The sequence below is a fragment of the Sulfobacillus thermosulfidooxidans genome, assembly GCF_001280565.1.
In the GTDB taxonomy this organism is placed as follows: domain Bacteria; phylum Bacillota; class Sulfobacillia; order Sulfobacillales; family Sulfobacillaceae; genus Sulfobacillus; species Sulfobacillus thermosulfidooxidans_A.
Genome location: NZ_LGRO01000001.1, coordinates 1,021,044 through 1,034,172, shown reverse-complemented (window position 1 = coordinate 1,034,172; position 13,129 = coordinate 1,021,044). Strand labels below are relative to the sequence as shown.

Genomic DNA, 13,129 nt, shown 5'->3' with positions numbered 1-13,129 from the left:
CACCGTTATCCCTGACTTTTTAGAAATTTCTCACGCCATCAATCCATCCTCTATGGCCTTGGACCAAAAGCAGGCTCTCTTCTTTGGTCAAACCCATCATCGCTGCTCGTCCCGCCACGGTGTCAGACCAATACGTGAGCCATGGGAATCGATCATCGCCATAACATTATGTGGTTGAGACTATACTCCAGAATGAGAAAATTACATAATAAATTTCGCAACTACCAAATCAAAGCATGGCCTGGCAAGGACCGCCGCCGGCTTTCAATAAAATGTCGCAAATCGTCAGTGAGGGGTTTCTTTTCATATTGAGGTTGACCGTCTTTACCCCGTTCGGCGAGTTCTTCCAAGGTATAGAGATCATCAAGGGAATCAATTCGGTCGATAAACAAGACACCCTCTAAATGATCGACTTCGTGTTGAATAATGCGGGCATCAAATCCTTCAAATCCCCGGCGCCATGGCTGGCCATTCATATCCGTTCCGGAAAGTTCAATGTATTCTGCTCTCCGTGTTGGACCATAAATTCCTGGCACACTAAGACACCCATCATAATCTTTCAGTTCGCCTCGTGCTCGAATGATTTTGGGATTGACTATAATCTCGGGATCTTGCATTGTTATGCCCTTCCATATAAAAACACGTCGAGGAGAACCAATTTGTGGCGCCGCAATACCATAGGCCGCTACCGTCGGCCAGGTATCAAACAAATCGGTAAATAATTGCCTGACCTCATCCGTAAATGATTTAACCCGTGTTGTCCTCATTCGTAAAAACTCATTTTGCGTACTTATCGTCCAAATTGCTTGTTCCAATAGACTCTCCCTCATCCGATCGCACGTATAAATTTTAATCCCATTCGAGGATACCCAAACGCTTAAACCGCTCCATGATGTAATCCACAGGAGTATGTTCCACTCCATTATAACCAGGTTTTGTATAAACGTTCAGAGCATCCGGAAAAGCTTCACGTAATATCCGGCGAATGCGCCGGCCAGCTGCGTCCGCATCCGTAAAGATCACAACTGTATGATGTTTGACCGCTTTGCGAATCCGCTCCAAGCGATCCTGATTTGGAATTCCAAATGTCGGGATAATGGGAATTTCAGGGGGAAGAACAGCTTGCAGCCGTGAACGATCATTTTTCCCTTCAACAATAATCGCAAACGTTTCATCAGCCATGAGCAAATGACCTCCTTGGGAACAGTCACGGGTCTTGCATCAAATTAGGGATGGCACTGTTCCAAAGTAAATCCAACGTGTATCGCAGCGTCTCGCATATAATGTCGAGCATTGGTCATTGCCTCGTCTAGCGACAGAGGACCCGGAACTATAGGATAGATTAAACGGACGCCTTTTTTGTACAAATCATCAACTCGTCCTGCTCGACTTCCGACAATGGCCACCACGGGTTTCTTTTGCAAATGACTACGTTCGGTCACCATATTGACTAATTTCCCTTGCAACGTTTGTGAGTCGAGTTTACCCTCACCCGTTATAACCCAGTCAGCCCAATTGATCCACTCGTCCAGCGCAACCCATTTAGCCACCACTTCAGCGCCGGACTGAAGAGTCCCTCCCAAGGCCAGTATGGCAAATCCCATCCCGCCTGCGCTACCTGCCCCAGGAACGTCATCCCAATGATGATGGGGACCCTGAACCATTTGCGCAAAATGCGCCATATCGTGATCCAACGCTTGAAGACGCTCGAAGGGAACCCCTTTTTGTGGACCGAACATCATAACGGCCCCATCGCTTCCCGTGAGAGGAACATTAACATCCGTCAATCCCATCAACGGCTTTGTGATGCGTTGGAGTTTGGCCTCCGTAACACGGCTAAGACAACTACCTAAGGGCTCGACAGGATTGTGATCTTGATCAAAAAAAGCGCAGCCTAGAGCTTCCATGAGCCCAATGCCGCCATCGGTACTGCCACTTCCGCCTAGGGCCACAATGACCCGGGTCACGCCAGGATGACTGAGAGCTTCGCGAATCAGTTGGCCGGTTCCATAACTGGTCGTAGCATCACCATCTCGCAGTCGGTTCTCCGGGTTTACAAATCCTGAAGCAACAGCGACCTCGATAATCGCCATGTCGTTCCATAAAACCCAATATCCTGAATGTGATCGACCATAAATATCCTGACATTCTGCTGGGACAATTTTGCCGCCTAAGAACTGGGCCACGGCAGCGGTACCTTCCCCGCCATCGGCAACAGGAAGAACACGAATATCCCACGATGGAAAGACTTCTAGGAGCCCGCTGGCAATGGCACGACCAGCGTCCAGAGAAGACAGCGAGCCTTTAAAGGAATCGACCGCAACTAAAATTTTCACCTACAAGCCCCTCCTGGTAGCTATTTTACCATTGACAGAGAAGCTTTCCATCTTCCGTAGGAACTTATCGGTCGGTTTTGGCACCCAGAACGAGAATGTACAAAAGCCTTTGCTATACTGTAAACAATACTCTATGCATTATGCATTTTTCGATTCTCCAAAAGCCATGCAATCAGAAACGGAGGGCATTATGCGAGTCGTCAGTTTTGGCACAAATACCACTTATGCAGCCCTGGGACAAGGCACATGGCGCATGGGTGTTGATCTCAATTTATTTACACATGAGGTCAAAATGCTTCAAGAAGGAATTCAGCACAACTTGCGCGTCATTGATACAGCGGCTATGTATGCCGATGGTGGCGCCGAACGAGTGGTCGGCCAAGCAATACAGTCCTGCCGGGATGATGTATTTGTTGTCACGAAAGTATGGCCCACGCACGCCAATTATGAGGGTGTCATTACCTCATTAAAAAATTCATTAGACCGTCTGAACACCGCCTATGTAGATTTATTCCTTCTTCACTGGCCCAGCAAGCAATATCCACTCCAAGAAACGATGCGCGCAATGGTTACGGTGTATGAAAAAGGTTGGGCAAAATCTCTCGGTGTGAGTAATTTCAATGTTGAGTTATTAAGACAAGCCCAACAATTCTTAGGGAATATTCCTCTCGTCGCCAATCAAGTTGAATACTCACTCACAGCCCGGGCGGCGGAACACAGTGTCATCCCGTACTGTCAAGACCACAATATCACCGTTATGGCTTATTCGCCTATCAAACATTTAAATGCATTAGATCCTCATGGTCCTCAACGTCTTCTGTTACGCGAACTGGCCAGCAAATATCACTCTACTGAACATGTTATCGCTTTAGCATGGGTTATCCGTCAACCGCAAGTCATCGCCATTCCCAAAGCTTCTCAACGTGAGCATTTATTAACCAATCTTTCGGCCTTAACCCTGGATTTATCGCCCGATGATGAAAAGCGCCTTGATACCTTGTTCCCTCCCTCTTCGCATGATTTAACCATAAAATGGTTGTGAAAACAAAACCACATGCCCCTTCTTGAGTGATAACCAAGAAGGGGCATGTATCGCCGCTCGAAAGGATCAAGGGAATCATTTGTTAGAATTCCAGTGCGCATTCCACTATTCTTCAGATTTATTGGCTTCTTCCCACCACGTTAAAAACAAATCCATTGAATTTCGACGCACACGTAGTTCGGCCGCCCATTGTTTTAACCGCTCAATTCCCTCGTCAGTAATCCGGTAAAACCGTTTGGGGGCTCCCTGATCCTCGGTAATCCATGATGACGATACCGCCCCTTGATTTTCTAAATCACGCAATAGTCGGTACACTCCACCGCTATCGATAATCCATACTGGGGGCAATTCATCTTGTAAACGTTTTAATATGGCACCCCCATGCATGGGTTGTTGATATATAAACAGTAATATAAATGCTTCAAGGTGTTTGCCAGTTTGATATCGTCTCCCTGGCTCCATTGCATTTGGCATCAAAAGTCCCTCTTTTTTCATGGAATTCTCCCCTTACCTTAACAAAAAGCGAGACCTGATGCCATGATTCTTCGGACCCACTACGAGGAATTTACTTAAAACGCCTCTTCGCCAAGAAGATTTCGGCCAACAATCAACGTGTGAATCTCATAAGTTCCCTCATATGTATCCACGGTTTCTAAATTCGCCATATGACGAATCGATGCATAATCGGTACTAATCCCATTTCCACCAAGCAATTCGCGAGACATCCGAGCAATTTCCAACGCGGCCCGGGCATTATGCCGCTTCGCCAATGAGACATGCGCATAATCAAGCTGGCCATTTTGATATAGCCACCCCAGTTGGCGGGCCATTAATTGCATATTAACTAACCGCGTTTGCATGTCCACAATGCGTTCTTGCACCAGTTGTGTCGCGGCAATAGAGCGACCAAAAGCCACGCGGGTTTTGGCATACGTGGCAGCCTCGACTAGGCAATCCATAGCTGCCCCTATAGTTCCCCAGGCAATGCCGTAGCGAGCTTGAGTCAAACAACTTAGCGGTGCTCCTAAACCCTTGGCATGGGGAAGTTGTAGGCTCTTGTCGACATGTACATCATCTAAATAGAGTTCGGAGGTAGCCGACATACGCATAGAAGCTTTCGTGTGAATCGGACGAGCCGAGAAGCCTGGCGTGTCGGTCGGCACGATAAACCCACGAATCGTCCCGGTATCATCCTTCGCCCATACAATGGCAATGTCTGCTAAATGACCGTTTGTAATCCAGCGTTTAGTCCCCGAAAGCACATACTCAGACCCTATTTGACGGGCCTTCGTCAGCATTGAAGCAGGATCAGAACCCGCATCCGGTTCGGTCAGGCCGAAACACCCGATCATCTGGCCCGAAGCCATAGCCGGAAGATACTGACAGCGTTGCTCTTCTGAACCATAACGATAAATCGCGTACATCGCCAACGCTCCTTGAACAGAGGCAAAAGACCTGAGGCCGGAATCCCCACGTTCTAATTCTTGCATAATCAGTCCATAAGATAGAGGAGATAAGGCACTTCCCCCATATTCTTCAGGTAAATTAGACCCCAATACCCCTAAACGACCCAATTCCGGTATCAGTGAAACCGGGAACTCGCCTGCTTGCCACCATTGCCCCGCAAAAGGTTTAATCTGTTCGTCAACAAAATGACGGACTGCACGCTGAACATCTCTTTCTTCTTCCGTCCATAGTCCAGATATTCGGTAGAAATCTTCAACTTTCGCCACAATATCGTCAATATCTTTTGTCACCATTGGTTCGCGACTATCCTTTCCTGGCCAATATCGTTGCTATTCCTATTTCTTCATGACGAGATCTCCGGGCATGTCTCATTCTCTTCAAGGTAAGAAAGAGGGCCTTAGTGCTGGCCCTCTTGTTCAAATGCTTTTTCCAAAATATTTAACGCCTCTTCTAGCATATCCAACGGTGTATTTAACGGTGCTAAGAACCGAATCACATTGCCATAAATGCCGGCCTTGAGCATGATTACCCCATGATGTAATGCGTAATTTAATATGCGCGCCGTCAAATCACTATGAGGCTCCTTGGTTTGTGGATCTTTCACCAATTCAATAGCAACCATGGCTCCTAATCCGCGAACATCCCCAATCACTGGATACTTTTTTTGCATCGCGGTAAGACGCGCCATTAAATATTCTCCTTGTTTCTCAGCCTGTGAAAGAAGGTCCTCTTGCTCAAAAATATCCAAAACGGCATTCCCAGCTGCTGTAGCTAACGGATTACCCACATAGGTTCCGCCAATCTGAGAATCTCCTGGTCCATCCATGACTTCAGCACGGCCCATGACCCCAGACAATGGCACACCATCGGCAATAGATTTTGCCATAGTTAACAAGTCTGGGCGGATATTCGCATATTCGGTGGCAAAAAACTTTCCTGTACGGCCAAATCCGGTCTGAACTTCATCCACGATTAAGAGAATTCCATGACGTTCAGTAAATGCTCGCAACCAGGGTAAAAAGCTTTTAGGAGGTACCACAAAACCGCCTTCTCCCTGAACCGGTTCCACAATCACCGCCGCCACATCTTCGGGAGCAACTTGAAGGATTAATGCTTGTTCAATGGCTCGGTAACAGGTTTCGTCACATTCGTGTTGCAAGGAACCCTGGGCATAGGGACAGCGATAGGGATAGGGAAAGGGAACACGATAGACCTCGGGCGCAAAGGGTCCCATGCCCGCCTTATAGGGGTGAACTTTACTCGTTAGTGTCATGGCCATCAACGTGCGGCCATGAAATGCCCGCTCAAATGCAATGATCCCTTTACGCTTAGTGTAAGCCCGGGCAATTTTAATGGCATTTTCTACGGCTTCGGCCCCGGAATTAAAAAAGACGGTCGTGGCAGGACCACCACCTGGAAACTTCGCATTAAGCCTTTCTGCCAACCGGACGTAACTTTCATAAGGCACGACCGTGAAATCTGTATGTAAGAACCGGTCAACTTGTTCATGCAAGGCTTGTCGCACTTTATCATGCGTATGTCCTACGTTTAATACTCCGACGCCACCTGTTAAATCAATAAAGGTGTTGCCGTCTATATCTGTGAGCAAACTGCCATGTGCTTTATCAATCACAAGCGGCGCATATACCGATGTTGCCCGCGGCGTCGCCTTATCGATACGGGCTAGGACCGATTGCGACCGAGGACCCGGAATTTCTGTCTTAAGTTCAATATATTTTGTCGCGGTTGCCATAAAAATCCTCCTTAGAGTATCAAGAGAGTTCAAGATGTCGTCGGTAAATTGTCTCTGCCACAGAAGAGAGATATTTTAGTCGTCTATCTGTGCTCGTTGAAGTTTGCCACTGTAATCCACATAAACCGCTTTCCATTCCGAAAAGAAATCTAAAGCGGCCGTTCCGGCTTCCCGGTGACCATTACCAGTCCCCCGCGTTCCGCCAAATGGAAGATGGATTTCTGCGCCAATGGTGCCAGCGTTAATGTACACTATGCCAGTCGCCAAATCGCGAATAGCTTGGAAGGCTGCATTAACATCGCGCGTAAAGATGGAAGAACTGAGTCCATATGTGACTTTGTTATTGACCTCAATAGCTTCTTCAAGAGTCTTGACTTTGATCATAGATAGTACTGGACCAAAAATTTCTTCTTGTGCTATGCGCATTTCGATGGTGACACCCGTGAAGAGGGTCGGAAGATAAAAATTGCCATTCGATAAACTACTGTCATGAGGAACATCTCCTCCGATTTCCAAACGAGCCCCTTCTTCTTGTCCTATCTGAACATATTTATGAACTTTTTCGACAGCCTGGCGATTTATCAAGGGTCCCACATCGGTGCTACCATCCAATCCTGACCCCAAGCTGAGTTTCGCAATACGATCCTTTAAACGCTCCCGCAGGACATCATAAATCCCCTCTTGCACAATAAGTCGGGAACAAGCCGTGCAACGTTGGCCAGTCGTGCCAAATGCACTCCAAATAATACCGTCAATAGCTAAATCCAAATCGGCATCATCGAGCACAATAATGGCATTTTTTCCACCCAATTCTAAGGATACCCGCTTCAATTGGGATCCAGCCACTTGCGCCACATGTCTTCCCGTCTCATTTGATCCTGTAAATGATATTAAGGCAACATCAGGGTGACTGATTAAAGTTTCCCCGACTTCACTTCCCGATCCGAAGACAAGATTAACAACCCCGGCTGGAATTCCTGCCTCTTCCAATATTTTTACCAGTTCATAGGCAAGTTGCGGAGTTTCTGACGCGGGCTTGAAGACTACAGTGTTACCGGCCACTAGCGCGGGAAATATTTTCCACGTGGGAATAGCCATAGGAAAATTCCAAGGAGTTATAATCGCGGCCACTCCAATAGGATCACGGACAGCCATCGCAAATTTATTAGGAAGTTCAGAGGGAGTGGTATAGCCAAAAGAGCGGCGGCCTTCTCCAGCCATGTAAAAGGCCATGTCAATGCCTTCTTGGACATCGCCCTCTGCTTCTATTAAGACTTTTCCCATTTCTTGCGTCATTTTCTTGGCAAGTTCTGACTTGCGTTCCATTAATAATTGTCCTACACGAAATAATATTTCACCCCGTTTGGGCGCTGGAACCAGTCGCCACGATTGAAAAGCCTCTTTTGCTGCAGCCACAGCACGATTGGCATCCTCTCGCGAAGACCGTGGCACTTCCACAAGTACTTCGCCAGTTGCCGGATTATAGTCATTATGATATTGGCCATTAACGGGTTCAGACCATTGCCCGCCAATAAAATTTAATAGGCGCACATGCATCCTCCTCTTCCATCATAAAATTGAGAAAATTTACGCAAGGGATAGGACTTATTAGTTTTCCCCTACTCAGTATACTGAAATCGCTGGCCTTGTGCTTATATCGGAACCGTTTTCAGATAGCTTTGGCTTATTGCCAGTGAATTTGTTCATTGATACAATTTTGTTATACACAAGTTCAATGTTTTGATGTGTGAGGAGGATGAAGTTGGTTCACCATCTATCACCCGAACGGGTCGAAAGCATGGCGCGGAACGGACAGGCCATTGTGGTTGACGTGCGCGAATCAAGTGAATACAAACAGGGTCATATCCCCCGGGCACGCCATATTCCGCTCAGTCAGTTACTTCACCGGTTAAAAGAAGTAAGCAAATCGCATACAGTTGTTGTGGTGTGTCAAAGCGGCAATCGGTCTGCGCGTGCCTGCGAAATGCTACAACAAGCCGGATACACGAAAGTATTCAACTTGTCGGGCGGCATGAATAACTGGAAGGGCCCTGTCGAACGATAAAAATCGCCTGCCAATGATCCCGGCCTAAAGGCCGGGGCTTGCAGGTATTTCGCAGGGACAGAACCTCGGATTCACCGCCCAACAACCTACAGCCTATAGAAAGAATAGATAGACGTGATCCCTCGCACAACCAGATCGGCGTGGTGATCTTCATAAGCCATAGACATTGGACATGGATGATACCATACGAGGACGCAGGCAATCATCATTAACGATGACTGGACTTCTGAAGACCCCTTTCGTGTCGTCTGCACGCATCGTGCTCCATATTCTTCCTCGATTAAGGAGCCATTTGCAGGATCTGCAGCGATATTATTCACGGTGATCTCAATCGCCCACATCCCAACTAATTTAATAACAAATAATTTGCGATATCTGATTTGGTCACTTGACCTGTGCTAAGGCGAACGATACTTGCCCCCGTCGCAAAGAATTCTGTATTAAATGCTGGCACTTCTGCTCGCCCCATATCATCATAGGGATAAAAGGTTCCATCGATAGTCAGCCCATTGTCAAACAAACCATTCCGCACAAAAATTATCTCCGTTTCCTCTACCGAATAATCAATCTTGACCGCCACAAAACCCGATACGGGATGATGACGCGCCCCGTCTTGTCGCATTTTTTGAAGCGCTAGATCCCGGCTTTGCATGAACTTTTTGCTTATCGCGGTAAATTCTTGATTGTACCAGCTTTGCGCAATACCATATTTCGTGGAAAATCCTACGGGCATACAATGCCAGTGATAGCCTAAAGCCATGTTGACCGGTAACCATCCCCGCTGCAGTAATTTATAAGTGTCTTCCCCATTTAGTGGACTGACCAAGGGTTTAACCGGCGGATTCATTCCGACAAAACGCACAGCGGTGCCGAGTACAGTAAACGAGACCACGGTTTCATCACGTTGAAAGCGGTAACGCGCATTCAGTACGGCATGCGCTCCAACCGCCGTTGCCTCTTGAAGCAAGCGGTTAATCGCCTCATCTTTAGCCCGGTAATATGCTCGTACGAGGTTTGTCGCATCTAAATTGCTATCGAGAAAGATGTGTCCTTGACTGTCTGTCGCGGCATGAAAGTAACAAGCTCCACTCACTTGAACTAACGGTTCAATACGAAGATGCTCTACCAAGAAAAAATCGGGTGTCGAATAAGTACTCATCCATGGCAACTCACCCGATATAGTGCGGTGTAAACGCACTTTGGCTTTATTGGGTAAATCCCCTGATTCCAGTGCCTGTAGATCAGCTTGCACCTCTTCCGGACGTTGGCTTTCATAGACTTTATCTGTCAAAGGCGTCCGTGGCGCATCTTGCGGCTTGGAGGGCCTGCGAAAAAAAGGCATAGAAAAACCATCTCCCTTCTCCGGTGTCTACCCTAATCCGTTGTATTATCATTCAGGGGCAGAACCAGGCTCGGTGGAGTCATGACTCTATCCTGGAACTTCACTACTGCCGTACCCACAGCAAAAAATTCAAGAATATGCGAATCCCAACTGTGATTGTTTTCATGGAGATGCACACCCACAATGCCTTGCGCTTTCAATTCTGCGGCTTCCGTTTGCATGCGCTCCATGGCACGTTCCCTCGCATCGTAAAGCCCTTGGGTGTATGGAAGTAACTCGCGGTTTTGCCCTAACTGGCGTATTGTCGCCAACGTCCCTTGATGGGCAACATGATAAACACAAGAGCCCATCGCTAAGCTGACGGGCCGGTATCCCGCTTGCATTAATAAATAGAAATCTTGTCCTGAAAGATCGGAGGTAAAGGGTTTGCCTTTAATTGTGCGGTGGCTTGACCCATCCTTGGCTTTGACAGCCGTCCCAATGGCAACAAATTCTGCAATATGCTGTCCCCATTCCCGATGACTGACTTGTAGACGCACACCAATAATTCCATCCGCCTTGAGTGCATCAGCCTCTTCCTCCATACGGGTCATCGCGAGTTCGCGGGCATTGTACATCGCCTGCGATAAAACCGTCATTTCCTGGTTTTTTGTCCAATTGGCCTGCTGATAACCAATGTGGTAGATAGATGATCCCATAACCATGCCAAGAGGGGTGAATCCTGCTTCTTCAACCAAAATGAACTCGTTGACCGAAAGATCACTGGTAAACACGAAATGATCAGGTTCTTGCTGTAATCGCGATAAAGCATCTTGGGGCAGATCGGAATATTCAGCCATTTTTAATTGACCCGTTCTATAAAGGCTCTTCCAGGTCGTCCTCCCTTCCAATTTCTTGGAATCAGTATAGCAAATTAGAATCAGCAATGTGGGGGGATTGGTGTGGTATACTACTGGCGATATGACAGCGGAGGCGACGAACATGGCAGATGCAATCGAAACAATCGAAGGCTGGTATGCCTTGCACGATTTTCGCCAGATAAACTGGCCCTTATGGAATTCCTGTACCTCATCAGAACGGAACGAGGCGATTCAATCATTACTGAAAATCATTAACCAGTGGATAGCTGTGGAAGAAGCGGGTCATGGCAGCACAGGCATCTACCACATTATTGGGCACAAAGCGGATCTGTTGTTTGCCAATTTTCGTCCCACGGTTGATGAGTTACTTCAAACTGAGTTGGACATTGACAAATCGCCCATGAGTCGCTTTTTCACCAAACCCTATTCTTATTTCTCCGTGGTGGAATTAAGTAAGTATCTGGTTAAAGGACAAGTTGATCCCTTGACATTGCCCGGCACCAAAGAGCGTCTTTACCCTATTTTGCCGAAAACACATTATGTGTGTTTTTATCCGATGAATAAGCGGCGAGTAGGTCAGGATAACTGGTATATGCTGAGCAAAGACGAACGCCGGGAAAAAATGAAGGGACACGGCATCTTAGGTCACAAATATGCCGACCGTGTCACCCAAATCATTACCGGTTCCCAAGGGCTTGATGACTGGGAGTGGGGTGTCACCCTGTATGCCAATGACATGTTAGATTTCAAAAAGCTTATCTATGAAATGCGATTTGATGAAGCGAGTGCGCGCTTTGCCGACTTTGGCCCGTTTCTTGTTGGCAAACGCCTGACTCAGGAATCGCTTCAGGTTTTATTTGGTTAGATCGATGACTGTCCCCATTTTCTCTATTTCTCTTTATTTTCGAGAGGTCAGAAAATGGGGATCTGTATAATCTGCTCAATGGCGCGTGCGCTTGTTTGAACAGCTTTCTGCCGTGCTATTGGCCTTCTTTCATCTCTAACTTAATCCATCTCCTCTTAATCATAATAACTGAACAAGTTTCATCATTTTCCACCGAAAGCCAGGAGAACACCCCTGAATCCGCAATTTCATTCGCTCGCCCACCTTGCGCCTCTTCATTTGGATGTGTTTCTAACGATATCATCAAGTTGAACAAATTCTCAAAATGGTTGAGCATCAGGCATTACCTATGCTAGCATGTTTACAATCTTTCTCAGGAGAGTGCCCATTATGCATATAGGATTGATTAATCGTTATCATGAGTGGTTAGGACTACCAGATTTAGAGCCCGTAACGATCGGAGAAGGCAATACGCCAATGGTTCACTGGGCAACATGGGATGCATCGCGGATCTGGTTAAAACTCGAAGGATGTAATCCGACCGGATCTTTTAAGGATCGCGGCATGACAGTTGCGGTCAGTCAGGCACGATATACGGGAGCCAAAGCGGTAATTTGTGCATCCACCGGAAACACCGCAGCATCTGCAGCCGCTTATGCTGGCAGAGCCGGTCTTAAAGCATTCGTCGTCATTCCCAACGGCCAAGTAGCCTTGCCCAAAATGATTCAAGCAAGTGCGTACGGCGCCACCATTTTGGCCATCGAAGGCAACTTCGATCAGGCATTGAACGCCGTGCGAGAAGTCGCCGAACAAGAGTCATGGATTGCTTTGGTAAATTCCGTTAATCCCTGGCGTCTTCGAGGACAAGAAACAGGCGCATATGAAATTCTTGATGATTTAGGACATTGTCCCCATGCTTTGGTTTTACCTGTCGGCAATGCTGGCAACATCTCCGCATATTTTCACGGATTTCGGCGCCGTAATGAAGGAATTCCCCAAATGTTTGGCATTCAAGCCCAAGGTGCCGATCCTTTGGTGCAAGGTCATGAACTCGATAACGTCAGCACGGTGGCATCAGCCATCCGCATTGGACGGCCTGCTAGTGCCCATTTGGCCAAAGAAGCTGTCCAAGAATCTCATGGTTTATTTTATTCGGTGCCGGACTCGGCGATCTTGCAGGCCCAGGAAGAACTAGCTCACGGTGGTGTGTTTGTTGAACCAGCTTCTGCTGCCGCTTATGCAGGCCTCAAGGCTTTGTACCATCAGAGACGACTACCTCAGGGAGATATTGTCGTCATTTTAACGGGAAATGGTCTCAAAGATTCTCAAACGCCAACAATGTGGGCGCACGTTGAACCTCATGTTGTAGACAGTCATAACTTGTTAGATGCCATTGGAGAGTTAATGAATTCCTAGAAAG

General features: G+C 47.3%; 14 protein-coding genes. 4 read left to right on the top strand and 10 right to left on the bottom strand.

Annotation, left to right across the window (positions count from 1 at the left end; translation table 11 throughout):
* Positions 1–221 precede the first annotated feature (221 nt).
* The 3 genes from def to AOA63_RS05365 are packed head-to-tail and all read right to left on the bottom strand — an operon-like array spanning position 222 to position 2,336.
* The gene (gene def / locus AOA63_RS05375; protein ID WP_053958735.1) at positions 222–815 is read right to left on the bottom strand and encodes a peptide deformylase; all 594 of its coding nucleotides are present in this window, start codon (positions 813–815) and stop codon (positions 222–224) included.
* Between the two features lie 34 nt (positions 816–849).
* The gene (locus AOA63_RS05370) at positions 850–1,182 is read right to left on the bottom strand and encodes a toprim domain-containing protein (RefSeq protein WP_020374788.1); all 333 of its coding nucleotides are present in this window, start codon (positions 1,180–1,182) and stop codon (positions 850–852) included.
* 44 nt (positions 1,183–1,226) lie between these two features.
* On the bottom strand, positions 1,227–2,336 hold the full coding sequence (locus AOA63_RS05365; RefSeq protein ID WP_053958734.1) for a glycerate kinase: 1,110 nt from the start codon (positions 2,334–2,336) through the stop codon (positions 1,227–1,229).
* Between the two features lie 166 nt (positions 2,337–2,502).
* Between AOA63_RS05365 and AOA63_RS05360 the strand changes: the two genes are divergently transcribed.
* On the top strand, positions 2,503–3,378 hold the full coding sequence (locus AOA63_RS05360) for an aldo/keto reductase (RefSeq protein ID WP_171822620.1): 876 nt from the start codon (positions 2,503–2,505) through the stop codon (positions 3,376–3,378).
* A gap of 105 nt (positions 3,379–3,483) precedes the next feature.
* Here AOA63_RS05360 and AOA63_RS05355 read toward each other — a convergent pair whose 3' ends face one another.
* The 4 genes from AOA63_RS05355 to AOA63_RS05340 form a co-directional block, all read right to left on the bottom strand.
* Positions 3,484–3,852 carry a PadR family transcriptional regulator gene (locus AOA63_RS05355; protein ID WP_242848279.1) on the bottom strand — a complete coding sequence of 123 codons (369 nt, stop codon included), beginning with the start codon at positions 3,850–3,852 and terminating at the stop codon, positions 3,484–3,486.
* Between the two features lie 95 nt (positions 3,853–3,947).
* Positions 3,948–5,138: an acyl-CoA dehydrogenase family protein gene (locus tag AOA63_RS05350; RefSeq protein ID WP_053958732.1), complete on the bottom strand. Its 1,191-nt coding sequence runs from the start codon at positions 5,136–5,138 to the stop codon at positions 3,948–3,950.
* Between the two features lie 104 nt (positions 5,139–5,242).
* A complete protein-coding gene (gabT, locus tag AOA63_RS05345; protein WP_053958731.1) occupies positions 5,243–6,598 on the bottom strand; it encodes a 4-aminobutyrate--2-oxoglutarate transaminase in 1,356 nt (451 codons plus the stop codon).
* Between the two features lie 75 nt (positions 6,599–6,673).
* On the bottom strand, positions 6,674–8,155 hold the full coding sequence (locus AOA63_RS05340) for an aldehyde dehydrogenase family protein (protein WP_171822619.1): 1,482 nt from the start codon (positions 8,153–8,155) through the stop codon (positions 6,674–6,676).
* A gap of 199 nt (positions 8,156–8,354) precedes the next feature.
* Between AOA63_RS05340 and AOA63_RS05335 the strand changes: the two genes are divergently transcribed.
* Positions 8,355–8,663 (top strand): rhodanese-like domain-containing protein, encoded by a 309-nt coding sequence (locus tag AOA63_RS05335; RefSeq protein ID WP_171822618.1) that lies wholly within the window; start codon positions 8,355–8,357, stop codon positions 8,661–8,663.
* Between the two features lie 346 nt (positions 8,664–9,009).
* Here the strand turns inward: AOA63_RS05335 and AOA63_RS05330 are convergent, their stop codons facing one another.
* On the bottom strand, positions 9,010–10,005 hold the full coding sequence (locus AOA63_RS05330; RefSeq protein WP_053958728.1) for a heavy metal-binding domain-containing protein: 996 nt from the start codon (positions 10,003–10,005) through the stop codon (positions 9,010–9,012).
* A 32-nt stretch (positions 10,006–10,037) separates the two neighbouring features.
* Positions 10,038–10,844: a heavy metal-binding domain-containing protein gene (locus AOA63_RS05325; protein ID WP_053958727.1), complete on the bottom strand. Its 807-nt coding sequence runs from the start codon at positions 10,842–10,844 to the stop codon at positions 10,038–10,040.
* Between the two features lie 142 nt (positions 10,845–10,986).
* Here AOA63_RS05325 and hemQ point away from each other — a divergent pair, with 142 nt between their 5' ends.
* Positions 10,987–11,730 (top strand): hydrogen peroxide-dependent heme synthase, encoded by a 744-nt coding sequence (hemQ, locus tag AOA63_RS05320; RefSeq protein WP_053958726.1) that lies wholly within the window; start codon positions 10,987–10,989, stop codon positions 11,728–11,730.
* 115 nt (positions 11,731–11,845) lie between these two features.
* Here the strand turns inward: hemQ and AOA63_RS05315 are convergent, their stop codons facing one another.
* Positions 11,846–12,046, bottom strand: coding sequence for a hypothetical protein (locus AOA63_RS05315; RefSeq protein ID WP_053958725.1), 201 nt, complete (start codon positions 12,044–12,046; stop codon positions 11,846–11,848).
* A gap of 53 nt (positions 12,047–12,099) precedes the next feature.
* Here AOA63_RS05315 and thrC point away from each other — a divergent pair, with 53 nt between their 5' ends.
* Positions 12,100–13,125, top strand: coding sequence for a threonine synthase (thrC, locus tag AOA63_RS05310; RefSeq protein WP_053958724.1), 1,026 nt, complete (start codon positions 12,100–12,102; stop codon positions 13,123–13,125).
* Positions 13,126–13,129 lie beyond the last annotated feature (4 nt).